Origin of the sequence: Streptomyces glaucus, assembly GCF_039533365.1 — a bacterium.
Lineage (GTDB): Bacteria > Actinomycetota > Actinomycetes > Streptomycetales > Streptomycetaceae > Streptomyces > Streptomyces glaucus.
In genome coordinates this window covers 19,910-43,067 of record NZ_BAAATK010000020.1, presented here as the reverse complement: position 1 = coordinate 43,067, position 23,158 = coordinate 19,910, and the positions used below count along the sequence as shown (strand labels likewise).

Below are 23,158 nucleotides of genomic sequence, written 5' to 3'. Positions count from 1 at the left end.
TCAGCCCTTCTCCAGGTACTGCTCCCGCTCCTCGTCCAGCAGGGCGTCCAGCGCCGTGCGCAGGGCCGGCAGGCGGGTCAGCTCCGGGTCGGCGGCGACGACCGCCGCGGCCGCCTCGCGGGCCTCGGCGATGATCTCCTCGTCCTCGATGACGGCGAGCACCCGCAGGGAGGAGCGGGTGCCGGACTGGGCTTGGCCGAGGACGTCGCCCTCGCGGCGCTCCTCGAGGTCGATACGGGAGAGCTCGAAGCCGTCGAGGGTGGCGGCGACCGCGTTCAGGCGCCGGCGGGCGGCGCTCGCCTCCGGCGCCTCGGTGACCAGCAGGCACAGGCCGGGGGCCGAGCCGCGGCCGACCCGGCCGCGCAGCTGGTGCAGCTGGGAGACGCCGAAGCGGTCGGCATCCATGATCACCATGACGGTGGCGTTGGGGACGTTGACGCCGACCTCGACGACGGTCGTGGCGACCAGGACGTCGGCGTCGCCGGCGGAGAAGCGGCGCATGACGGCGTCCTTGTCGTCGGGCTGCATCCGGCCGTGCAGGACCTCGACCCGAAGGCCCTGGAGGGGCCCCTTCGCGAGCTGGTCGGCGACGTCGAGGACGGCGAGCGGCGGGCGCTTGTCGGCCTCGCCGTCCGGCGCCTTCTTCGCGGTCTTCGGATCGTCCTCCTCGTCGCCGATGCGGGGGCAGACGACGTATGCCTGGTGGCCGTCGGCCACCTCCTCGCGCACCCGCTCCCAGGCGCGGGCCAGGAAGTGCGGTTTGTCGGCGGCCGGCACGACATGGCTGGCGATCGGTGAACGCCCGGCCGGCAGCTGGTCCAGGACGGAGGTCTCCAGGTCGCCGAAGACGGTCATGGCGACCGTGCGCGGGATGGGGGTGGCGGTCATGACGAGCAGGTGCGGCGGTTGCCTGCCCTTGCCGCGCAGGGCGTCGCGCTGCTCGACGCCGAAGCGGTGCTGCTCGTCCACCACGACCAGGCCCAGGTCGTGGAACTGCACCTTGTCCTCGATCAGCGCGTGCGTGCCGATGACGATGCCGGCCTCGCCGGTGGCCAGGTCCAGCAGCGCCTGGCGGCGGGCCGCGACGCCCATGGACCCGGTGAGCAGCACCACCTTGGTGGCGTGCTCGGCGCCGCCGAGCATCCCGCCCTCGGCCAGCTCGCCCATCATCTCGACGACCGACCGGTGGTGTTGCTGGGCGAGCACCTCGGTGGGCGCGAGCATCGCGGCCTGCCCGCCGGCGTCGACGACGGCGAGCATGGCGCGCAGGGCCACCAGGGTCTTGCCGGACCCCACCTCCCCCTGGAGCAGCCGGTGCATCGGGTGGTCGGTCGCGAGGTCGCCGAAGATCTCCTCGGAGACCTTCCGCTGGCCCTCGGTGAGGGTGAAGGGCAGGCGGGCGTCGAAGGCGGCGAGCAGGCCGTCCGGGCGGGGGACGCGCGGGACCGCCGGGAGCTGGGCGTCGGCGTGGCGGCGGCGGGCGAGGGCGACCTGGAGGACGAAGGCCTCGTCCCACTTCAGGCGGGCGCGGGCGTCGGCGATGTCCGCCTTGGTGTGCGGACGGTGGATCTTCAGCAGGGCCTCGGGCAGGGGGACCAGGCCGCGGCCCTCCCGCAGGGCGGGCGGCAGCGGGTCGGCGGCCTCCCGGGCGCTCGGCAGCACCGTCTGGATCGCCTTGCCGATCTTCCAGGACTCCAGCTTGGCCGTCGCCGGGTAGATGGGGATCAGGGCGCCGGCCCAGGACTCGACGGTCTCCTCCCCGTCGCCGCGCAGCAGTTCGTAGGCGGGGTGGGCGAGTTGGAGGCGGCGGTTGAAGACGGAGACCTTGCCCGCGAACAGCGCGCGGGTGCCCGGCAGGAGTTCCTTGTGGGGCTTGTGCACGCCGTTGCCGAAGAAGACGAGCTGGAGGCGGCCGCTGCCGTCCGTGATGGTGACCTCCAGGCGCTGGCCCTTGCCGCGCGGCGCCTTGGCGGAGGCGAAGGTGTGCAGGCGGGCGTCGGCGACCTGGGCGACCACCGTGACGTGCTCGTCCATGGGGAGGTCGGCGAGGTGGGTGAGCTGGCCGCGCTCCTCGTACCGGCGCGGGTAGTGGTGGAGGAGGTCGCCGACGGTGTGCAGGCCGAGGTGCTCGGCCATCACCTTCGCGGTGGCGGGGCCGAGCACCGACTTCAGTGGTTGTTGCAGCGGTTCTTCCAGTGCGGGCACGGACCCATTGCACACCACGCCACTGACAGCGCTGCGGACGCCCGGGCGACCGCGTCGTATACGTCCATGGAAACCCCTGGTCAGGCGGCTGGTTCCGGCCGTAGGATGACGCGCTCCGGCCATCCCTCGCGGTCACCGCCTCACCGGGACCGCCCGACCCCGCGCCGTCGCCCGTCCCCCCACCGGCGCCGTGACGATGGACTCCCAGACCTCACAGCCGTCCCAGGCAAGCCAGCACCCCCCGTCGCCGCACACGTTCCAGGTCGACCTGCGTGGCCTGGTGGACCTGCTCTCCCATCACCTCTACTCCAGTCCCCGGGTGTACCTGCGCGAGCTGCTGCAGAACGCCGTGGACGCCGTCACCGCCCGCCGTGCCGAACAGCCCGGCGCCCCGGCCCGCGTACGGCTGTACGCGGACGGCGGCGCCCTGCGCGTGGAGGACACCGGGATCGGGCTCACCGAGGCGGACGTGCACAGCCTGCTCGCGACCATCGGGCGCAGCTCCAAGCGCTCCGAGGGCCTGCAGGAGGCCCGCTCCGACTTCCTCGGCCAGTTCGGCATCGGCCTGCTGGCCTGTTTCGTGGTCGCCGAGCGGATCCGGGTCGTCAGCCGCAGCGCCCGTACGCCCGACGCGCCGCCCGTGGAGTGGACGGCCCGGGACGACGGCTCCTACGTGGTGCGGACCCTGCCGCCCGACGCCCGGCCGGAACCCGGCACCACCGTGCACCTGGTGGCGCGGGCCGGGGCCGCGCAGTGGCTGACGGGCGAGCGCGTGCGGGAGCTGGCGCGGGACTTCGGCTCGCTGCTGCCGTACGACGTGCGGGTGGGCGACGAGGCGGTCACCGACCTGCCGGCGCCGTGGGACCGGTCCTACCCCTCCCCCGCCGCCCGGCGGGTGGCCCTCGCCCGCCACTGCCACGACCTGTTCGGCTTCGCCCCGCTGGACTCGATCGACCTGGACGTCCCGCTGGCCGGGGTGCGCGGGGTGGCGTACGTCCTGCCGTCGGCGGTGAGCCCGGCCCGGCGCGCGGGCCACCGGGTGCACCTGAAGGGCATGCTGCTGACCGAGCGGGCCGAACAGCTGCTGCCGGACTGGGCGTTCTTCGTGCGCTGCGTGATCGACACCGACAGCCTCAGGCCCACGGCCTCGCGCGAGTCGCTGTACGAGGACGAGACGCTGGCCGCCGTGCGGGAGGCGCTCGGCGAGCGGATCCGCGCGTGGCTGACGGGCCTGGCGGCCGGTGACCCGGAACGGCTGGCCGCCTTCCTGTCGGTGCACCACCTGGGCGTGAAGTCCCTCGCCCGGCACGACCGGGAGATGCTGCGCACGATGCTGCCGTGGCTGCCGTTCGAGACCACCGACGGGCGGCTGTCGCTGGAGGAGTTCGCGCAGCGGCACCCGGTGGTGCACTTCACCCGGACCGTCGAGGAGTACCGGCAGGTCGCGCCCATCGCGTCCGCGCAGGGCATCGGCGTGGTCAACGGCGGCTACACGTACGACGGCGAACTGGTCGAGGCGCTGCCCTCGGTGCGGCCGGGCACCGTGGTCGCCGAGCTGGACGCGGAGACCGTGACCGCGCACCTGGACCCCGTCGACCCGGCCGAGGAGCTGGCCCTGGCGGGCTTCCTGGCCGCCGCGCGGGACAGGCTCGACCCGCTGGGCTGCGACGTGGTGCTGCGCGCCTTCCACCCGCTGTCGGTGCCCGCGCTGCACCTGGACGACCGCCAGGCCCGCCACGAGCAGGCCCGCGCCGAGGCCGAGGAGCAGGCCGACGACCTGTGGGCGGGCATCCTCGGCTCGCTGCGCGGCGGCGCCCCCCGCGCGCGTCTGGTGCTCAACCACCTCAACCCGCTGGTGCGGCGGATCGGCTCGCTCGGCGACCCGGAGCTGATCGGCACCGCCACCGAGTCCCTGTACGGACAGGCCCTGCTGATGGCGCAGCGCCCGCTCAGGCCCGCGGACTCGGCCCTGCTGAACCGGGCGTTCATCGGCCTGCTGGAGTGGGCCACGCACCGGGAGGACGGTCGCTGATGGACGGGATCACCGACGTCGAATCCCTGCGCCGGGCGATGGCGGAGAACGCCGGGCAGCCGGAGGGGCCGGCCCGCAACGCGCGCGCGGAGCAGCTGCTCGCCGAGGCGGAGCGGCTGGGCGTCCCGCTCGCCGTGATCGAGGCGCTCGGGCACCAGCTGAAGGTCTACAACTACAGCTCCGAGAAGGACAAGATGTTCGTCCCCTTCGCGCGGCTGCTGCGCATGTGGGACGAGCGCCCCGAGGACTTCGACGCGTACGAGGCCCACTCCCTGCACTGGGTCTTCAAGTGGATGTCGGCCGGGATGCTCGACCAGCCGCACATCCCGCTCGCCTCGGTCGAGAAGTGGCTCGGCGAGATGGAGCGCCGCTACCGGCTCGCCGGATACTCCGAGCGGGCGGTGCGCAGCGCCGAGTTCAGCGTGGCCGCGCACGTCGGGGACGTGGCGCGGGCCGAGCGGGCGTACGCCGCGTGGCTGGCCGCCGACCGGGACGACATGGCCGACTGCCACGCGTGCGAGCTGCACGGGCAGGGCTGGTGGCAGGCGGAGCAGGGCCGGGACGAGGAGGCGCTGCGGCTGTGGCGGCCGGTGCTGGAGGGCGAGTTCACCTGCGCCCACGAGCCGCACACCGTCCTCGCGTCCTCCCTGCTGCCGCTGCTGCGCCTGGGCCGCCTCCAGGAGGCGCGCACCCACCACCTGCGGGGCTTCCGGCTGGTCCGCGCCATGGAGAGCATGCGCGGCGCGTACGCGGACCACGTGGAGTTCTGCGCGCTGACCGGCAACGAGGCGCGCGGCCTGGAGCTGCTGGCCCAGCGGCCGGCGTACTTCACCGACGACGGGCACCCGCGCAGCAGGATGGACTTCATGGCCGTGACGGCCCTGCTCATGGACCGCCTGACCGGGCTCGGGCTGGGCGACCGGCGGGTGCCCGGCCCGGCCGGCCGGGCGTGGACCGCGCGCGAACTCGCCGCGCACGCGCGCGCGGAGGCGCTGGCGCTCGCGGAGCGCTTCGACCGGCGCAACGGCACGCCGCACGTGGGCCGGCGGGTGCGCGCGCGGATGGACCGGGCGCCGCTGGCGGAACGGCTGCCGCTGGGGGTGCGGGCGGCGCGGGCGGGGACGCCGGCGGCCCCCTCGCCGGCTCCGGCGCGGCCGGAGGAGCCCGGCCCGCCCGACCTGCCCGCCCTGCTCGCCGAGGCGCGGCGGCTGTCGGACACCCTGCAGCCGCACGCCATGGAGGCGTGGGCGGCGGTGGCCAGGGCCGCGCGGGACGCCGAGCTGGACGCGCGCGACCGGGCGGAGATCGCCGACCACGAGTCGATGCGCCTCGGCCCGGACGGCGCCGAGCTGCTCGAACGCGCGGCCGAGCTGTACGCGGAGGCGGGCGACCCGGGCGAGTCCCTGGCGGCACGCGCGCGGGCCGCCTACGTCCGCGCGCTCGCCGGGGACGTCGACGGGGCGCTGGCCGCGGTCGCCGAGCCGTACGACCGGGTCCTCGCGCTGTACGCCGAGGGCGGCACGGGCCTGCGGCAGACGGCGACCGTGGTGCTGAGCCGGGCGCGGATCCTGATGCGGCGGGTGCACGGGGCCGAGGGCCCCGTCGAGCCGTCGGCCGCCGAAGCGGCCGAGGCGGCGGTGCGGGAGGTGCTGGCGCTCGTCGAGGGGCGCACCGGTGACCACGTACGGCTCGCCGCGCGGCAGGCCGAGGCGCTGGCGATGCTCGCGGAGCTGGCGTCCCGCCGCGGGGACGTGCGGGCGGGCGCGGAGCTGTTCGCGCGGGCCGCCGAGGTGTTCACCGGCGCGGGGCTGCCCTGGTTCGCGGTCGAGTACGAGGCCCGGCTCGCCCAGCTGGCCCACCACCTCGGCGACGTCGCGGAGACGGAGCGGGCCCTGCGGTCGGCCCTGGAGCACGGCGGACCGCACCTGGAGGCGACCGGGCGGGCCCAGCTGCACCTGCAGCTCGCCGAGGTGCTCGGCGGCCGGGACCTCGCCGAGGAGGCCGCCGAGCACGCCCTTCAGGCCGCGCACTGGGCCGACGAGGCCGGTGAGGGCCCGACGCTCGGCGCCTGGGCGCGGCACCTGCTGGGCGGGTTCCTGCTGCGGCAGGGGCGGTGGGCCGAGGCCGCCGAGGTGCTGGAGTCGGCGCTGCCCGACCTGGCGGCCGAGACGCACGGCGACGGCGCGGTCGTCCAGGCGCGGTGGTGGCTCGGGGACTGCCTGAGCGAGCTCGGGGAGCACCGGGCGGCGGCCGAGCACCGGCTGCGGGCGGCGGAGACCGCCCGGCACTGGCCCGAGCAGCGCGACCACGCGACCCTCGCCCATCTCGCCGCCGAGTCCCTGGAGCGGGCGGGGCTGCCCGCCGAGGCGGAGCAGGCGTACGCGCGCGCGGGCGCCCTGTGGCGCGACCTCGGCGACGTCCACGGCCTCGTCCGCTCCCTGCGCGCCCGCGCGTGGCTCGCGCTGCGCGCGCGGGAGGACCCGCGGGAGGCGCAGGCGCTGATGGCGGAGGCGGTGCGCGTGTGCGAGGCGGCGCTGGACGCGGCGGACGGCGCGAAGGCCCGCCGGCAGCTCGTCGCCGAGCTCGGCCACACCCACCGGCAGTACGGCGACCTGCTCGCCCGGTCCGTCTCCGACGACGCCGGGGACGAGGCGATCCGGGCCGTCTTCGAGGCCGCCCTCGCCCGGACGGAGCGGGCGATCGAGGTCTTCGCCTCGCTGGGCGGCACCGCCCTGCACAGCCGCACCGGCGCCGAGCTCTCCGCCGGCTGGCTGGAGACCGACCTGAGCCGCCCCGCGCGGGCGGCGGCACGCGCGCGTGCGGTGCTGGCGGCGTACGAGGACGCGGACGGCGGGGCCGAGGCGGTACGGGCCCGGCGGGCGGAGGCGGAGCAGCTGCTCCGGCTGGCGCGGGAGCGGACGGGCTGAGGGCCGGCCGACGCCCCGGGCGGGCGCCGGCGCTACTCGACCCCGATGAGCAGCAGGGCCCCCTGCCGGCCGCCCCGGTACACCACCGTGTCCACGGCGAGGTAGGACTCGCGGACGCGGGTTTCGAGGCGGTCGGCGACGGACTCGGGCGCCTCGTCGCCGAGGACCAGGGTGACCATCTCGCCGCCCGCCCGGAGCATCCGGTCGAGGACGGTCTCGGCGGTGGCGGTGACGTCCGGGCCGATCACGGCCACGTCGCCGTCGATGAGGCCGAGGACGTCGCCGGCCTGGCAGATGCCGGCGGTGGTCCACGCCTGGCGTTCGGCGACGGTGATCTCGGCGTACCGGGTCGCGCCGGCCGCCGAGGTCATCGCCACGACGTCCTCGTCGAAGCGCCGCCCGGGTTCGTGCACGGCGAGCGCCGCGATGCCCTGGACCGCGGAGCGGGTCGGGATGAGGGCGACGCGGATGCCCTCCGCGCGGGCCTGCTCGGCCGCCGCGGCCGCGGTGTGGCGCAGGTCGGCGTCGTTGGGCAGCAGCACCACCTCGTGCGCGTGGGCCCGCCGCAGGGCCGCCAGGAGCTCCCCGCTGGCGGGCGGCTCCCCGGGGCGGGCGAGCACGGTGGTCGCGCCGGCCTCGGCGTACAGTCCGGCCAGGCCCTCGCCGGGCACGACGGCGACGACGGCGCGCCGGGCCCGCTCCCGGGCCGGCCGCTCGCCGCCGGTGGTGTGCGCGTCCCCGGCGCCGAAGTGCGTGATCCGGATGCGGTGCGGCCGTCCGGCCTCGACGCCCGCCTCCACGGCGGCGCCCGCGTCGTCCACGTGCACATGGACGTTCCACAGCCCGTCCCCGCCGACCACGACGAGCGAGTCCCCGAGGGCGTCGAGCCGTTCCCGCAGCCGCGCCACGGCCGCGTCCTCGGCCTCCAGGAGGTAGATCACCTCGAAGGCGGGGCCGCCGGGGCCGGGACGCGGGCCGGCAGCGGGACGCTGCGGCATCATGCCGGGGTTCGGCCGCGGACCGGCGGGGCCGGGACGCGGACCGCCCTGCGGACGCGGCATCGAGCCCGGGGTCGGTCGCGGACCGCCCGGGGCCTGGGGACGCGGACCGCCCGGAGCCTGCGGACGCGGACCGCCGCCCTGGGCGCCGGGCGCCTGCGGACGGGGCCCGCGGCCGGGGCCGCCGGGGCCGCCGGGACGCGCGCCCTGCGGACGCGGCGCCTGCGGACGCGCCATGCCGGTGGAGCCACCGGAGGTGAAGGGGTTGTTGCCCGGACGGGGACCGGCCGGACGGGCGCCCGGACGCGGCGCGGGGGCGCCGGGACGCGGGCCGCCCTGCGCGGCGGGGCGCTGGCCCTGCTGGCCCTGGCCGCCGCCGGGACGGGCGCCGGGCTTCGGCGCGCCGGGGCGGGTGCCGGGCTTCGGCGCGGAGGACGGGGCCGGAGCCGACGGCGGGGCCGTGAACTCCGGGGCCGCCGGGGCCGGACGCGGCGCGGGGCGGGGGCCCGGCGTCGGACGCGGGCCGGGGGTCGGCACGGGGGCCGACGGGGCCGCGGGCTGCTGGGCGGCCGGCGGCTTGGGTGCGGCCGGCGGCTTCGGGGCAGCCGGACGGGCCGCCTGCGCCGGAGAGGGCGCGGCGGGACGGGGGGCGGCCTTCCTGGGGGCTGCGGGCTTGGCGGCGGACCTGCCGTTGCCGCTGCCCTGCTGGAAGGCGTCAGTCAGTTTGCGTACCACGGGCGCTTCGATCGTCGAAGACGCCGAACGGACGAATTCACCGAGCTCCTGGAGCTTGGCCATGACGACCTTGCTCTCGACACCGAACTCCTTGGCGAGTTCGTAGACCCGGACCTTAGCCACTTCGCTCCTTTGAGGTCCGGGTTGCGGCCGGACCGTCGCTAGTTCATGGGCGTACTCATCGCGTACTCATCGAGTGCTCATCGCAATCTCGACCTGCTTTCGACTCGCGAGGTACCAGACCGCGCGGGGTTCCGCGCGGTACGTCTTTCTTGCCGTGTTGCCTGCTCAGCAACCTTGTGCCTGCTCGACGTGGTGACGCAACGCCTTTACGTCGAGCGGTCCCGGGACGCGCAGCGCCCGTGGGAACGCCCGGCGGCGCACCGCCTGGTCGAGACAGGCCAGGGCGGGGTGTACGTACGCACCCCGGCCGGGCAGCGTACCGCGAGGATCGGGGACGCATGCGTCCCCGGCCGCCACGATCCGCAGCAGTTCGGTCTTGGCCGCCCGCTCCCGGCATCCCACGCAGGTGCGCTCAGGGCGTACGCGGGCACGTGTCCGGCCAGACACTTCTCAGTCTACCTCCCCGTACCGACCTCACCCCTGTGGGGCGGGAATCGAACGGTCGTTGTCGTGTTCTCAGCGACCTGCGGCTCAGATCTATTCCCGATGTTCCCCGGTCGCCGCCCGGCAATCTTCCGGCCGTTCGGACGACCGGCCGAACATCCGCCCGGACCTCTATCCGGGCCTCCGCTCGGACGTCCGCTCGGAGGGCCGCTCAGGTGCTCGCTCGGACGCCTGCTCGGTGTCCGGGCGGATGTCGATCCGCCAGCCGGTCAGCCGGGCCGCGAGCCGGGCGTTCTGCCCTTCCTTGCCGATGGCCAGCGACAGCTGGTAGTCGGGCACCGTCACACGGGCCGAGCGAGTCGCCATGTCCACGATGTCCACCCTGGAGACACGGGCCGGCGAGAGCGCGTTCGCCACCATCTCGGCCGGGTCGTCCGACCAGTCGACGATGTCGATCTTCTCACCGTTCAGTTCGCCCATGACATTGCGCACACGGCCGCCCATGGGGCCGATGCAGGCGCCCTTGGCGTTCAGCCCCGACCGGGTGGACCGTACGGCGATCTTGGTGCGGTGGCCGGCCTCGCGGGCGATCGCGGCGATCTCCACGGACCCGTCGGCGATCTCCGGCACCTCCAGGGCGAAGAGCTTCTTCACCAGGTTGGGGTGCGTGCGGGAGAGGGTCACGGAGGGGCCGCGGACGCCCTTGGCCACCCGGACGACGTAACTGCGCAGGCGCATGCCGTGCGGGTACTGCTCGCCCGGGACCTGCTCCTGCACCGGCAGGATGGCCTCCAGCTTGCCGATGTCGACGAGGACGTTCTTCGGGTCGCGGCCCTGCTGGACCACGCCGGTGACGATGTCGCCCTCCCGGCCGGCGTACTCGCCGAGCGTCGCGTCGTCCTCGGCGTCGCGCAGGCGCTGCAGGATGACCTGCTTGGCCGTGGTGGCGGCGATACGGCCGAAACCGGACGGCGTGTCGTCGAACTCGCGGGGCTCCTGGCCCTCCTCGAGGTCCTCGGGGTCCTCCTTCGCCCACACGGTCACGTGGCCGGTCTTCCGGTCGAGCTCCACCCGCGCGTGGCGGCGGCTTCCCTCGGTGCGGTGGTAGGCGATGAGGAGGGCCGCCTCGATCGCCTCGACCAGCAGGTCGAAGGAGATCTCCTTCTCCCGTACCAAGCCCCGCAGGGCACTCATGTCGATGTCCACGGCTACGCCTCCTCTTCCTTCTGGCCGGACTCGTCGTCCTTGCGGTTGAACTCGACCTGGACGCGCGCCCTGGCGACGTCCCCGAAGGCGAGCCTGCGCGCGGTGGGCCTGCGCCCCCTGACCCCGGGCACCTCGACGTCGACGCCCTCGTCGTCGACGGTCAGGATCCTGGCCACCAGCTCGCCGCCCTGGGCCAACTGGAACTTCACCAGCCGGCCGGTGGCGCGCACGTAGTGCCGGTGTTCGGTGAGGAGGCGCTCCGCGCCCGGGGTGCCGACTTCGAGGGTGTACTCCCCCTCGCCCATCGCGTCCGTCTCGTCGAGCTTCGCCGAGAGCACGCGGCTCACATCGGCGATCCGGTCCAGATCGGCACCGGTGTCGGAGTCGACGACGACGCGCAGCACGCGCTTGCGTCCGACGGAGTCCACCGCGATCTCTTCGAGATCCAGCCCCTGGGAGGTGACGAGCGGTTCCAGCAGTTCTCGCAGCCTCTCGCTCTGGGTGGTGCTCATCCGGGTGACTCCTCGGCCGCGTGTGCTGTTGTGGGATGGTCGCTGTCTGGTCAAAGGGTATCCGGTTCCGCGGGGTGCTGCCGTCCACCGGTCCGCGCCGGGCGCGGCGGCGCCGCTGAGCGGTGTCGGACAGATGCCCGGGTACCGTGATCACGGGCGCACACCCGTTCCGCTGCCCTTTTCGGTTTTCGCACGAGTTCCCGAGGACGTCTGCCGTGCCGTTCGCCACACCGCCGCGTGCCCCCTCGGGGCCGCGCCGAAGGAGCCTGCTCGCCTCCACCGCCGGGGCCGCCCTGCTCATGGGCTGCTCCGACGGGTCCGGGAACTCCGGCGGCACGGGCGGCAGCCCGTCGGCCGCCGCACGGGCCCGCGCGCGTGCGGCCCGGGACAGCGAGCGGCTGGCCGCGCGGTACGACGCGGTGATCGCGGCGCATCCGGGGCTGGCGAAGCGGCTGCGGCCGCTGCGGGAGGAGGTCGTGCGGCACGCGGAGGCGTTCGGCGGGGGCCGGGGAGGCGTGGGGGCGCCGTCGTCCGCGACGCCCTCCGGTGCGCCTTCCGCACCGGCTTCCGGTGCGCCTTCCGTCTCCGCGCCGGCCACCGGTCCGGGGGAGGCGTCCGGCGCCGGTCCGGGGGACGGGCCCGGTGCCGTGCCGGAGGACGCGCGGGACGCCCTCGCCGCTCTCGCCGCGGACGAGCGGACGCTCGCCGACCGGCGGGCCGCGGCGCTGCTGGACGTGCCGGGCGAGCTGGCGCGGCTGCTGGCCTCCGTGGCGGCGGCCGGGGCGGCGCACGTGTATCTGCTGACGGAGGGTGACGGGTGAGCAAGGCGAAGGACGGGGAGCTGGACGCCCTCCAGGCCGCCCTGGCGGCCGAGCACGCGGCGGTGTACGGCTACGGCGTCGTCGGCGGGCGCGTCCGGCCGGAGCGGCGCACCGAGGCACGCGCGGCGTACGACGCGCACCGGGCGCGCCGGGACGCGCTGGTGCGCGAGGTGCGGGACCTGGGCGGCGAGCCGGTCGCCGCGGCCGCGGGGTACGCGCTGCCGTTCCCGGTGCCGGACTCGGCCGCGGCCGTGCGGCTGGCCGCCGAGCTGGAGGAGCGGGTGGCCGGGGTCTACTCCGACCTGGTGCGGGCGGCCGGGGGCGAGCGGCGGGCGACGGCCGCCGGGGCGCTGCGGGAGGCGGCGGTGCGGGCGGTGCGCTGGCGTGGCGGGAGCGTAGCCTTCCCTGGTCTCGCCGAGCGGGCCGGTGCCGCCTCGGCACCGGCGGCGCCCTCGGCGTGACGGGCACGGCACACCGCGAACAGAAGGGGACGACTCGCGCATGGCTTTCGAACCGCCGCAGCGTCTGGTCAGGGCGCTCGGTGAGACGGCGCCGGACGGCGACGGCTGGCTGGAGAGGCTGCCCGACCTGGTGCGGCAGTCCGTCGCGCTGCGCGAGCTGACCGTGGAGCGGGTGCAGGTGCCCGGCGGGCGCAGCAGCCTGGTGCTGCTGGTGCGGCGGCCGGACGGGACGCCCGCCGTGCTCAAGCTGGCGCCGCGCCGGGCCCGCCCGGAGAGCGAGCGGGCGGCGCTCGCCCACTGGGGCGGCCGGGGCGCCGTACGGCTGCTGGAGTCCCCCGTGACCGAGGGCGTGCTGCTGCTGGAGCGGCTGCGCCCGGACGTCTCCGTGCGGTCGTTGCCGGAGGCGAAGGCGTTGCTGGAGGCGGCGGGGACGCTGCGGCGGCTGTGGGTCGAGCCGCCCGGCGGCGACGCGGCTCACCCGTTCGAGACCGTGGCCGAGCGGACGGGGCGGCAGGCGGAGGCGATGCGGGCGGGGGCCGCGGCCCATCCGGAGGTGGCGCCCCTGGTGGAGGCGGCGCTCGCCGTCCGCGCGGAGCTGCTGGCCGCGCCGCCGGAGGAGCGGCTGCTGCACGGCACCTTCCGGCAGAGCAAGGTGCTGGCCGGGGAGCGGATGCCGTGGCTGGCCGTGGGGCCGGACCCGGTGGTCGGCGAGTGCGCCTTCGACCTGGCGCGGCTGGTGCGGGACCGGGTGGAGGACCTGATCGCCCGGCCGTCGGGCGCGGCGACGACCCGGCGGAGGGTGAAGCGGCTCGCGGAGTCGCTGGAGGTGGACCAGGACCGCCTGCGCGGCTGGACGCTGTTCCGGGCCGTGGAGTCGGGGGTGCGGGCGCGGCGGGTCGGGCGGGAACGGGACGCGGAACTGCTGCTGGAGTTCGCGGGCTGGCTGTAGGGCGCCGGGAGCCGTTCCGGCCGGGCGCCCCCTTCCCCGCACGCGCACCCGGCCGTGTCCGGCGGTGTGCCGCGTCCTTCGAAGGGGGCGCGGTCCGGCGCCGGCGTGCCTACGCCGTCAGGCGGGCGATTGCCTCCTGCACCGTGAGCTCCTCGCGCTCGCCGGTCCTGCGGTCCTTCAGCTCGACGACGCCCTCGCCGGCGCGCCGCCCGGCCACCAGGATCTGCGGTACGCCGATCAGCTCGGCGTCGGTGAACTTCACGCCCGGGGAGACGCCGGCCCGGTCGTCGACCAGGACGCGGACGCCGGCGGCGGCCAGCTTCCCGGAGACGTCGAGGGCCAGTTCGGTCTGCAGGGCCTTGCCGGCGGCGACCACGTGGACGTCGGCCGGGGCGATCTCCTTGGGCCAGACCAGGCCCTTGTCGTCGGCGTGCTGCTCGGCGAGGGCGGCGACCGCGCGGGAGACGCCGATGCCGTAGGAGCCCATGGTGACGCGGACCGGCTTGCCGTTCTGGCCGAGGACGTCGAGCTTGAGGGCGTCGGTGTACTTGCGGCCCAGCTGGAAGATGTGGCCGATCTCGATGGCGCGGTCCAGCTTCAGGCCGGTGCCGCACTTCGGGCAGGGGTCGCCCTCCCGCACGACCACGACGTCGACGTACTCGTCGACCTCGAAGTCGCGGCCGGCGACGACGTTCTTCGCGTGCACGTGCTCCTTGTTGGCGCCCGTGATCCACGCGGTGCCCGGCGCCACGCGCGGGTCGGCGAGGTACCTGACCTTCTCCAGGCCCTGCGGGCCGACGTAGCCGCGGACCAGGTCCCGCCGGACGGCGAAGTCCTCCTCGGTGACCATCTCGACGGCCGCCGGGGCGAAGTGCGCCTCGACCTTGTCCATGTCGACCTCGCGGTCGCCGGGGACGCCGACGGCGACGATCTCGCCGTCCACCTTGATCAGGAGGTTCTTCAGGGTGGCGGAGGCCGGGACGCCGAGGGAGGCGGCGAGGGTCTCGATGGTCGGGGTGTCCGGGGTGGGGATCTCCTCGGCCGCGGGCACGCCGGAGGCGTCCTGCGGCTTCAGCTCGTAGGTGATCGCCTCGGTGTTGGCGGCGAAGTCGCAGTTCGGGCAGTCCGCGAAGGTGTCCTCGCCGGCCTCGGCCGGGGCGAGGAACTCCTCCGACCTGGAGCCGCCCATCGCGCCCGCGGTCGCGGCGCAGATGCGGTAGTCGAGGCCGAGGCGCTCGAAGATGCGCTGGTAGGCCTGGCGGTGCAGGGCGTAGGACTCGGCGAGGCCCTCGTCGGCGAGGTCGAAGGAGTACGAGTCCTTCATCAGGAACTCGCGGCCGCGCAGGATGCCCGCGCGGGGCCGGGCCTCGTCCCGGTACTTGGACTGGATCTGGTAGAGGATGACCGGGAGGTCCTTGTAGGAGGACGCCTGGTCCTTCACCAGGAGCGTGAAGATCTCCTCGTGGGTGGGGCCGAGGAGGTAGTCGCCGCCCTTGCGGTCCTGCAGGCGGAACAGCTCGGGGCCGTACTCGTCCCAGCGGCCGGTCGCCTCGTACGGCTCGCGCGGCAGCAGGGCGGGGAGCAGCACCTCCTGGGCGCCGATCGCGTCCATCTCCTCGCGGACGATGCGCTCCACGTTGGCGAGGACCTTCTTGCCGAGCGGCAGCCAGGACCAGATGCCGGCGGCGGTGCGGCGCACGTAGCCGGCGCGGACGAGCAGCTTGTGGCTGAGGACCTCGGCGTCCGCCGGGTCGTCGCGCAACGTCTTCGCCATCAACTGGGACATGCGCTGGACCGGTGCGTTCGCCATGGTTCTCGTATCTCCTGCTGCTGGGGGTTCCCCGCTCGGGCGGAGCCGGGAGCTCGGGGAGGGTGATGGCAAACGAGGTTAACCGGGCGGTCCGGCGCGGCGGAAATCGGTTATCGCCTGCGCAGCGGCAGCGGGGCGCCCATCACGGCGTACGGCTTGGGGGCGCTGGGGAAGAGGACCTGGCGGGCGAGGTCCCGGTACCCCAGGGAGCGGTACAGGGCGCGGGCGGGGCTGTCGGTGTCGATCGCGGAGAGGATCGAGCGGGGTTCGGCGGCGCTGTCGGTGATCGTGGTGATCAGGGAGCGGCCGATGCCGCGGTTCTGCCAGTCCGGGTGGACGTGCAGCTCGGTGATCACGAAGGAGTCGTCGAGCCACCCCTCGTGCCCCTCGGCGCGCAGGTACGGCTCGACGATCGTGGACCACCAGTGGGCGCGGTCGTTGGGCATGCCGTAGACGAACCCCACGAGGCGGCCCTGCCGGGTGGTGGCGCCGAGGGCGCGGGCGCCGGGGTGGGTCATGTGGCGCAGGACGATCTGGCGGCGTACGGCGACTTCCTCGGCGCCCAGGCCGAACGCCACCGCCTGGACGGCGAGGGCCTCGTCGACGTGGGCGGAGAGGTCCAGGGGGCCGATCACGAGGTCCATGGCGGGGAGCCTACAGGGGTCGCGGCGTCGTCCGGGGGGCCGGTGGCGCGGGGCGCGCGTGCCCGCGCGGCGAAGGCGCGCACCGCGGGGCCCCGCGGCCGCGGGGCGCCCTCAGAACAGCACGCTCATGAAGGCGCCGGCCTCCTGGAAGCCCACGCGCCGGTACGTCCTTCTGGCCGCCGTGTTGAAGTCGTTGACGTACAGGCTCACCACGGGGGCTACGTCCGCCAGCGCGTAGCGCAGGACCGCCGCCATGCCCGGTGCCGCCAGGCCCCGGCCCCGGTGCTCGGGGGCCACCCACACGCCCTGGATCTGGCAGGCGCGGTCGGTGGCGGCGCCGATCTCGGCCTTGAAGACGACCTTGCCGTCGGCGTCGAACCGGGCGAAGGAGCGGCCGGAGCCGACGAGTTCGGCGACCCGGGCCTGGTAGAGCAGGCCGCCGTCGCCGGCCAGCGGGGAGACGCCGACCTCCTCGGTGAACATCGCCACGCACGCCGGCAGGATCGCCTCCATCTCGTCCTTGCGGACGCGGCGGACGCGGGGGTCCGGGGCGATGTCGTCGGGCATGCGGTCGGTGACCATGAGGGGCTGGTGGGCGCGGACCTCGCGGGCCGGGCCCCAGCTGGGTTCGAGCAGCCGCCACAGCTGGGCGGTGGGTTCGGCGGGGCCGACGATGGAGGAGCAGCGGCGGCCGGCGCGCCGGGCCCGGTCGGCGAAGGCGCGCACCGCGCGCGGGGTGGCGCAGATGGGGACGAGGTTGGCGCCCGCGTAGCACAGGGACGTCAGCGTGCCGTCCTCGTACCAGCCCCACATCTCGCCGCCGAGCCGCCACGGGTCGAGCCCGGCGACCCGTACGCGGGACGTCACGAAGGCGTTGGCGACCGGCTCGCGGTCGAGTATGGCGAGTGCGGCGTCCAGGTCGTCCGGTTCGAGGACCCGGGAGGTGGTCTGCGTCAACACGTGCGGGGCCTCACACACTGGGGTCTGCTGATTTCCGCACTGTACCTGCCGGAAATGTGCCGCGCCGACCCCCCGGGGGGGGGCCGGCGCGATGTCCGGACGGGACGGCGGTGGGCGGCCGGGGCCGCCGTGCCTGCCGGGGCGGCGGGGCCGTCAGCCCGCGACGGCGACCGACGGCTCGCCGGAGGGCACGCCGTCCTTCTCCATCTGTGCGGCGAGCTTCATGGCCTCCTCGATCAGGGTCTCCACGATCTTGGACTCGGGGACGGTCTTGATGACCTCGCCCTTGACGAAGATCTGCCCCTTGCCGTTGCCGGAGGCCACCCCCAGATCGGCCTCCCGGGCCTCGCCGGGTCCGTTGACCACGCAGCCCATCACCGCCACCCGCAGCGGCACGTCCATCCCGGTCAGGCCCGCGGTGACCTCCTCGGCCAGCTTGTACACGTCCACCTGGGCCCGCCCGCACGACGGGCACGAGACGATCTCCAGTCCCCGCTGGCGCAGGTTCAGCGCCTCCAGGATCTGGATGCCGACCTTGACCTCCTCCGCCGGCGGCGCCGACAGCGACACCCGGATGGTGTCCCCGATGCCCTGGGACAGCAGCGCCCCGAAGGCCACCGCCGACTTGATCGTGCCCTGGAAGGCCGGACCCGCCTCGGTCACCCCCAGGTGCAGCGGGTAGTCGCACTGCTCGGCCAGCTGCCGGTAGGCCTCGATCATCACCACCGGGTCGTTGTGCTTCACCGAGATCTTGATGTCGCGGAAGTCGTGCTCCTCGAACAGGGAGGCCTCCCACAGCGCGGACTCCACCAGCGCCTCCGGGGTGGCCTTGCCGTACTTCTGCAGCAGCCGCCGGTCCAGCGAGCCGGCGTTGACCCCGATCCGGATCGGGGTGCCGTGGTCCTTGGCCGCCCGGGCGATCTCCTTGACCTGGTCGTCGAACTTCTTGATGTTGCCCGGGTTGACCCGCACCGCCGCACAGCCCGCCTCGATCGCGGCGAAGACGTACTTGGGCTGGAAGTGGATGTCGGCGATCACCGGGATCTGCGACTTGCGCGCGATCACCGGCAGCGCGTCGGCGTCGTCCTGGGTGGGACAGGCCACCCGCACGATCTGGCAGCCGGACGCGGTCAGCTCCGCGATCTGCTGCAGCGTGGCCCCGATGTCGGACGTCCGCGTGGTCGTCATCGACTGCACCGACACCGGCGCGTCCCCGCCCACCGCCACGGATCCGACCTGGATCTGCCGGCTCTTCCGGCGCTCGGCGAGCTTGGTCGGAACGGACGGCATGCCGAGAGAAATCGCAGTCATCTGCTGTGCAACCCCAAGTCGTGGATCAAGGTCCGGTCCCGTGAGCAGCGGGCTCCAGGCTTCGAGATTACGGCACGGGCGCCGGGCCGGGCACATCCCGTTCCCCGGCCCGCGCGGACGGCGGCGGCCCGGGCCGGAGCGTCCCGGGCCGCCGCGAGCCCGTCGCGGCTAGGAGATCCTCACCGGATTGACCACGTCCGCGACGAGCACCAGCAGCGTGAAGCAGATGAAGATCCCGGCGACCACGTACGCCACCGGCATCAGCTTCGCCACGTCGAACGGGCCCGGGTCCGGGCGGCGCAGCAGCTTCGCCGTGTTGCGGCGCAGCGACTCCCACAGCGCGCCCGCGATGTGGCCGCCGTCGAGCGGCAGCAGCGGGAGCATGTTGAACAGGAACAGGGAGAGGTTGAAGCCGGCGACCAGCATCACGAACATGGCCAGCTGCTGGGTCGGCGGGATGTCCAGGGTGAAGATCTCGCCGCCGACGCGGGCCGCGCCGACCACGCCCATCGGGGAGTCGGGTTCGCGCGGGCCGTCGCCGAAGGCCGCGTCCCACAGGGCGGGGATCTTGCCCGGCAGGGCGGCGATGGAGTCGACGGCCTCGCCGATCCGGTCCCCCATCCACGTCACGGACTGGCCGAAGTCCTGTTTCACGACGCCGGTGGCGGCGCTGAAGCCGAGGAAGCCGGCGGTGACGTACTCGCCCTCGACGATCCGCCCGCTGGAGTCCTTCTTCGCGACCTGGTTGGTGGCGATCGTCGCGTGCAGGGTCACCTCCTCGCCCTCGCGTTCGACGACGATCGGCACGTCCTCGCCGGGGTGGGCGCGGATGAGGTCGGAGAGCTCGTTCCAGCTGTCGGTGCGCACCCCGTCGAAGGCGACGATCCGGTCGCCCGCCTTCAGGCCGGCGGCCGCGGCCGGGGCGGCCGGGTCGGACGCGCGGCAGTCGTCGCGGTTCTCGCTCTGCGCGATGACGCACCGGGAGACCGAGCTGACCGTGGTGGTCTGCTGGGTGATGCCGAAGCCCATCAGGACGGTGAGGAACAGCGCCACCGCCAGGACCAGGTTCATGAAGGGGCCCGCGAACATCACGATCACGCGCTTCCAGGGGGCGCGCGTGTAGAACAGGCGGTTCTCGTCGCCGGGGCGCAGCTCCTCGAAGGACTGGGCGCGGGCGTCCTCGATCATGCCGCGCCAGGGCGAGGTGGAGCGGGCCTCCAGCCGGCCGTCGGGGCCGGGCGGGAACATGCCGATCATGCGGATGTAGCCGCCCATCGGGATGGCCTTGATGCCGTACTCGGTCTCGCCCTTGCGGCGCGAGAAGAGGGTCGGGCCGAAGCCGACCATGTACTGGGGCACGCGGATGCCGAACATCTTGGCGGTGGACAGGTGCCCCAGCTCGTGCCAGGCGATCGAGAAGAGCAGGCCGAACGCGAAGACGACTATGCCGAGGATGAACATCAGGGTCGTCATGCACGGGCCTCCGCCGTCTGTGCCGCCAGTTCCCGGGCCCGGGTCCGCGCCCAGGTCTCCGCTTCGAGGACGTCCGCGACGGTCAGGGAGGTTCCCGTGCGCGGGACGCCGTGCTCCTCCACCACCCGGGTCACGGTCTCCATGATGCCGTTGAAGGGCAGCGCGCCGGCGCGGAACGCCTCCACGCACTCCTCGTTGGCGGCATTGAACACCGCCGGGGCCGTGCCCGCGAGCCCGCCCACGTGCCGGGCGAGGTCCACCGAGGGGAAGGCCTCGTTGTCGAGCGGGAAGAACTCCCAGGTGGAGGCCTTGCTCCAGTCGAAGGCGGGGGCCGCGTCGGGGACGCGCTCGGGCCAGCCGAGGCCGACGGCGATGGGCCCGCGCATGTCGGGGGGCGTCGCCTGGGCCAGCGTCGACCCGTCCGTGAACTCGACCATCGAGTGGACGTAGGACTGGGGGTGCACGACCACCTCGATGCGGTCGAAGGGGATGTCGTAGAGCAGGTGCGCCTCGATCACCTCCAGGCCCTTGTTGACGAGGGTCGCGGAGTTGATCGTGATCACCGGGCCCATGGCCCAGGTGGGGTGGGCGAGGGCGTCCTCGACGGTGACGTGCGCGAGCTCCTCCTTGGTCCGGCCGCGGAAGGGGCCGCCGGAGGCGGTGACGACGAGCTTGCGCACGTCGGCGCGGGTGCCGGCGGCGAGCGCCTGGAAGAGGGCGGCGTGCTCGGAGTCGACCGGGATGATCTGCCCGGGCTTGGCGAGGGCCTTGACCAGCGGGCCGCCGACGATGAGCGACTCCTTGTTGGCGAGCGCGAGGGTGCGGCCCGCCTCCAGGGCGGCCAGGGTCGGGGCGAGACCGATGGAGCCGGTGATGCCGTTGAGCACGGTGTGGCAGTCGGAGGCGGCGAGCTGTGTGGCCGCGTCCGGTCCGGCGAGGATCTCCGGGAGCGGCTCCCCCGCGCCGTACTGCGCGGCGAGCGCCTCGCGCAGCGCCGGTACGACGTCCGCGCGGGCGACCGCGACCGTGCGCACCCTCAGCCGGTACGCCTGCTCGGCCAGGAGGGCGACCCGGCCGCCGTTGGCGGACAGGCCGGTGACCCGGAAGCGGTCGGGGTTGCGCAGGACGAGGTCGATGGCCTGGGTGCCGATCGATCCGGTGGAGCCGAGGATCACCACGTCCTTCGGGCCGTCGCCCGCCACGGGGTCGTAGACGAGGTGCGGGTCGGCGAGGGGGGCAGGGCTGTCGCTCATTCCCCCATTGTGGCCGCACCGGGCGGGAGGCAGGACAGCGCGTCCCCGGGCGGGGCCCGTCCCCGCCCCGGGGTTCCGCGGGGCGGGGACGGGCGTGGCGCGGGTCACCTGACGGGGCGGTGGACGTTCTCCTTCCGGGACGGTCCCGGGGTCGCGTCGGCGATCCACGGGCCGTCGCCCGACGGGTCGACGATGCCGTGCTCCAGCCACTCGTAGCGGCCCGCCAGGACGTTCTCGACGACCTTGCGGTCGAGGTCGTCGGTGTTGGTCCACAGCCGGCCGAAGAGCTCCTCGACGCGGATGCGGGCCTGGCGGCAGAAGGCGTCGGCGAGCTGGTAGGCCTCGCGGCCGTGCTCGCCCCGGCGGCGCAGGTGTTCCGCGCGGACGCAGGCCGCGCTCATCGCGAACAGCTCCGCGCCGATGTCGACGACCCGGCCGAGGAAACCCTGCTTGGTCTCCATCCGGCCCTGCCAGCGGGACATCGCGTAGAAGGTGGAGCGGGCCAGCCTGCGGGCGGTGCGCTCGACGTAGCGCAGGTGCGGCGAGAGGTCGATGCCGTGCCGGAACTCGCCGTAGGAGCGCGGCAGCTGGCCGGGGCCGGCGAGAAGCTTCGGCAGCCACCTGGCGTAGAAGGCGCCGGCCTGCGCGCCCGCCCGCGCCTTGTCGGACAGGGACTTGTCCGGGTCGATCAGGTCGCCCGCGACCGACAGGTGGGCGTCGACCGCCTCGCGTGCGATCAGCAGGTGCATGATCTCGGTCGAGCCCTCGAAGATGCGGTTGATCCGCAGGTCGCGCAGCATCTGCTCGGCGGGCACCGCGCGCTCGCCGCGGGCCCGGAGGGACTCGGCCGTCTCGAAGCCGCGGCCGCCGCGGATCTGGACCAGGTGGTCGGCCATCAGCCAGGCCGTCTCGGAGCCGTAGAGCTTGGCGAGGGCGGCCTCGATGCGGATGTCGTTGCGGTCCTCGTCGGCCATCTGCGAGGACAGGTCGAGGACGGCCTCCAGGGCGAAGGTCGTCGCCGCGATGAACGCGATCTTCGAGCCGACCGCCTCGTGCCGCGCCACCGGCTTGCCCCACTGCTCCCGCGCGCCGGACCACTCGCGGGCGATCTTCAGGCACCACTTGCCGGCGCCGGCGCACATCGCGGGCAGCGAGAGCCGGCCGGTGTTGAGGGTGGTGAGCGCGATCTTCAGGCCGGCGCCCTCGGGGCCGATGCGGTTCGCGGCCGGGACGCGGACCCGGTGGAAGCGGGTGACGCCGTTCTCCAGGCCGCGCAGGCCCATGAAGGCGTTGCGGTTCTCGACGGTGATGCCCTCGGAGGCGGCCTCGACGACGAAGGCGGTGATGCCGCCGCGGTGGCCCTCGGACCTCGGCACGCGGGCCATGACGACGAGCAGGTCGGCGACGACGCCGTTGGTCGTCCACAGCTTGACGCCGTCCAGGACGTAGTCGTCGCCGTCCGGGACGGCGGTGGTGGCCAGGCGCGCCGGGTCCGAGCCGACGTCCGGCTCGGTCAGCAGGAAGGCCGAGATGTCGGTGCGGGCGCAGCGCGGCAGGAACGTCTCCTTCTGCTCCCGCGTGCCGAACAGCTTCAGCGGCTGCGGGACGCCGATCGACTGGTGGGCCGACAGCAGCGCGCCGATCGCCGGGCTGGCGGAGCCGGCCAGGGCGAGGGCCCTGTTGTAGTAGACCTGGGTCAGGCCCAGGCCGCCGTACCTGGTGTCGATCTTCATGCCGAGGGCGCCGAGCTCCTTGAGCCCGTTGATCACCTCGTCGGGGATCCGCGCCTCGCGTTCGATCGCCGCGCCGTCGACCTTCGTCTCGCAGAAGTCGCGCAGCTTGGCGAGGAACTCCTCGCCGCGCTGGACGTCCTCGTCGGCCGGCAGCGGATGGGGGTGGATGAGGTCGAGCCGGAAGCGGCCGAGGAACAGTTCCCTGGCGAAGCTGGGCTTGCGCCAGTCCTGTTCCCGGGCCGCCTCCGCCACCTGGCGGGCCTCACGTTCGGTGACGGCGGGTCGGGAGGGTGTGGTGGGAGCGGACATGAGGCTCACCTCGCCGCGAATCGGGTTCTCGGGCCTTTTGGTTACCGACGGGTGCTACCCGATCGTATGTACCCGATCCGGGGCGACCCCACCACCCCTCGCGCGGCCGTCCGGCCGTCGCCGGCCGGGCGCCGGGGCGGCCGGAGCCCTTGCGGGCCCCGGCGCCGGAGGCCCGCGCGCCGCCCGCCGGGCGGCCTGCGCCGAACGAGCGACCGGGAGGCCGCCGGCGTCCGCGGTCCCCGGTGTTGCGCC

Annotated in this window: 17 protein-coding genes; 5 read left to right on the top strand and 12 right to left on the bottom strand. The window is 74.6% G+C overall.

Translation table 11 applies throughout. From position 1 onward, the window contains the following. Window positions 1-2,205: an ATP-dependent DNA helicase RecG gene (gene recG / locus ABD363_RS16805; protein WP_344604222.1), complete on the bottom strand. Its 2,205-nt coding sequence runs from the start codon at window positions 2,203-2,205 to the stop codon at window positions 1-3. A 196-nt stretch (window positions 2,206-2,401) separates the two neighbouring features. Here recG and ABD363_RS16800 point away from each other — a divergent pair, with 196 nt between their 5' ends. Together ABD363_RS16800 and ABD363_RS16795 are read left to right on the top strand one after the other, a co-directional pair. Next, the gene (locus ABD363_RS16800; RefSeq protein WP_344604357.1) at window positions 2,402-4,237 is read left to right on the top strand and encodes an HSP90 family protein; all 1,836 of its coding nucleotides are present in this window, start codon (window positions 2,402-2,404) and stop codon (window positions 4,235-4,237) included. Beyond that, window positions 4,237-7,164, top strand: coding sequence for a tetratricopeptide repeat protein (locus ABD363_RS16795; protein WP_344604220.1), 2,928 nt, complete (start codon window positions 4,237-4,239; stop codon window positions 7,162-7,164). Before ABD363_RS16800 ends, ABD363_RS16795 begins: the two co-directional genes overlap by 1 nt. A 32-nt stretch (window positions 7,165-7,196) precedes the next feature. On the opposite strand, the gene ABD363_RS16790 is transcribed toward ABD363_RS16795, so the two are convergent. The 4 genes from ABD363_RS16790 to rimP form a co-directional block, all read right to left on the bottom strand. After that, window positions 7,197-8,897: a DAK2 domain-containing protein gene (locus tag ABD363_RS16790; RefSeq protein ID WP_425577993.1), complete on the bottom strand. Its 1,701-nt coding sequence runs from the start codon at window positions 8,895-8,897 to the stop codon at window positions 7,197-7,199. Window positions 8,898-9,185: 288 nt separating this feature from the next. Further along, window positions 9,186-9,467, bottom strand: a complete 282-nt coding sequence (locus ABD363_RS16785) for a YlxR family protein (protein WP_344604216.1) — start codon at window positions 9,465-9,467, stop codon at window positions 9,186-9,188. Between the two features lie 168 nt (window positions 9,468-9,635). After that, window positions 9,636-10,670 (bottom strand): transcription termination factor NusA, encoded by a 1,035-nt coding sequence (gene nusA, locus ABD363_RS16780; RefSeq protein WP_344604214.1) that lies wholly within the window; start codon window positions 10,668-10,670, stop codon window positions 9,636-9,638. A gap of 2 nt (window positions 10,671-10,672) precedes the next feature. Further along, complete coding sequence (gene rimP, locus ABD363_RS16775) at window positions 10,673-11,182, bottom strand: ribosome maturation factor RimP (RefSeq protein ID WP_344604212.1); 510 nt, start codon at window positions 11,180-11,182, stop codon at window positions 10,673-10,675. A gap of 215 nt (window positions 11,183-11,397) precedes the next feature. On the opposite strand from rimP, the gene ABD363_RS16770 reads away from it, so the two are divergent. From ABD363_RS16770 to ABD363_RS16760, 3 genes are read left to right on the top strand one after another with little or no spacing between them, the layout of a single operon-like run. Continuing rightward, on the top strand, window positions 11,398-12,003 hold the full coding sequence (locus tag ABD363_RS16770) for a hypothetical protein (protein WP_344604211.1): 606 nt from the start codon (window positions 11,398-11,400) through the stop codon (window positions 12,001-12,003). Next, window positions 12,000-12,464 carry a ferritin-like domain-containing protein gene (locus tag ABD363_RS16765; RefSeq protein ID WP_344604209.1) on the top strand — a complete coding sequence of 155 codons (465 nt, stop codon included), beginning with the start codon at window positions 12,000-12,002 and terminating at the stop codon, window positions 12,462-12,464. The genes ABD363_RS16770 and ABD363_RS16765 overlap by 4 nt, the downstream gene beginning before the upstream one ends. 40 nt (window positions 12,465-12,504) lie before the next feature. Then, window positions 12,505-13,413 (top strand): aminoglycoside phosphotransferase family protein, encoded by a 909-nt coding sequence (locus ABD363_RS16760; protein WP_344604207.1) that lies wholly within the window; start codon window positions 12,505-12,507, stop codon window positions 13,411-13,413. Between the two features lie 109 nt (window positions 13,414-13,522). Here ABD363_RS16760 and ABD363_RS16755 read toward each other — a convergent pair whose 3' ends face one another. The 7 genes from ABD363_RS16755 to ABD363_RS16725 form a co-directional block, all read right to left on the bottom strand. Then, window positions 13,523-15,223 (bottom strand): proline--tRNA ligase, encoded by a 1,701-nt coding sequence (locus ABD363_RS16755; protein WP_344604205.1) that lies wholly within the window; start codon window positions 15,221-15,223, stop codon window positions 13,523-13,525. A 110-nt stretch (window positions 15,224-15,333) separates the two neighbouring features. Continuing rightward, the gene (locus ABD363_RS16750; RefSeq protein ID WP_344604203.1) at window positions 15,334-15,867 is read right to left on the bottom strand and encodes a GNAT family N-acetyltransferase; all 534 of its coding nucleotides are present in this window, start codon (window positions 15,865-15,867) and stop codon (window positions 15,334-15,336) included. A gap of 111 nt (window positions 15,868-15,978) precedes the next feature. After that, window positions 15,979-16,827, bottom strand: coding sequence for a GNAT family N-acetyltransferase (locus tag ABD363_RS16745; RefSeq protein ID WP_344604201.1), 849 nt, complete (start codon window positions 16,825-16,827; stop codon window positions 15,979-15,981). Between the two features lie 153 nt (window positions 16,828-16,980). Then, on the bottom strand, window positions 16,981-18,138 hold the full coding sequence (gene ispG, locus ABD363_RS16740; protein WP_344604199.1) for a flavodoxin-dependent (E)-4-hydroxy-3-methylbut-2-enyl-diphosphate synthase: 1,158 nt from the start codon (window positions 18,136-18,138) through the stop codon (window positions 16,981-16,983). A gap of 168 nt (window positions 18,139-18,306) precedes the next feature. Then, the gene (locus ABD363_RS16735) at window positions 18,307-19,599 is read right to left on the bottom strand and encodes a M50 family metallopeptidase (RefSeq protein WP_344604355.1); all 1,293 of its coding nucleotides are present in this window, start codon (window positions 19,597-19,599) and stop codon (window positions 18,307-18,309) included. Between the two features lie 8 nt (window positions 19,600-19,607). Then, entirely contained in the window at window positions 19,608-20,864 is a 1,257-nt protein-coding gene (gene dxr, locus ABD363_RS16730; RefSeq protein ID WP_344604197.1) for a 1-deoxy-D-xylulose-5-phosphate reductoisomerase, read from the bottom strand. Window positions 20,865-20,968: 104 nt separating this feature from the next. After that, window positions 20,969-22,906, bottom strand: a complete 1,938-nt coding sequence (locus tag ABD363_RS16725; RefSeq protein ID WP_344604195.1) for an acyl-CoA dehydrogenase family protein — start codon at window positions 22,904-22,906, stop codon at window positions 20,969-20,971. Window positions 22,907-23,158: the final 252 nt, after the last annotated feature.

What these genes read in the sequence shown, in the direction of transcription:
- ABD363_RS16795 (WP_344604220.1), top strand. Translation starts at nt 4,237, where the DNA reads ATGGACGGGATCACCGACGTCGAATCCCTGCGCCGGGCGATGGCGGAG.
- ispG (WP_344604199.1), bottom strand. Translation starts at nt 18,138, where the DNA reads ATGACTGCGATTTCTCTCGGCATGCCGTCCGTTCCGACCAAGCTCGCC.
- dxr (WP_344604197.1), bottom strand. Translation starts at nt 20,864, where the DNA reads ATGAGCGACAGCCCTGCCCCCCTCGCCGACCCGCACCTCGTCTACGAC.
- ABD363_RS16755 (WP_344604205.1), bottom strand. Translation starts at nt 15,223, where the DNA reads ATGGCGAACGCACCGGTCCAGCGCATGTCCCAGTTGATGGCGAAGACG.
- ABD363_RS16725 (WP_344604195.1), bottom strand. Translation starts at nt 22,906, where the DNA reads ATGTCCGCTCCCACCACACCCTCCCGACCCGCCGTCACCGAACGTGAG.
- rimP (WP_344604212.1), bottom strand. Translation starts at nt 11,182, where the DNA reads ATGAGCACCACCCAGAGCGAGAGGCTGCGAGAACTGCTGGAACCGCTC.
- ABD363_RS16760 (WP_344604207.1), top strand. Translation starts at nt 12,505, where the DNA reads ATGGCTTTCGAACCGCCGCAGCGTCTGGTCAGGGCGCTCGGTGAGACG.
- ABD363_RS16750 (WP_344604203.1), bottom strand. Translation starts at nt 15,867, where the DNA reads ATGGACCTCGTGATCGGCCCCCTGGACCTCTCCGCCCACGTCGACGAG.
- ABD363_RS16735 (WP_344604355.1), bottom strand. Translation starts at nt 19,599, where the DNA reads ATGTTCATCCTCGGCATAGTCGTCTTCGCGTTCGGCCTGCTCTTCTCG.
- ABD363_RS16800 (WP_344604357.1), top strand. Translation starts at nt 2,402, where the DNA reads ATGGACTCCCAGACCTCACAGCCGTCCCAGGCAAGCCAGCACCCCCCG.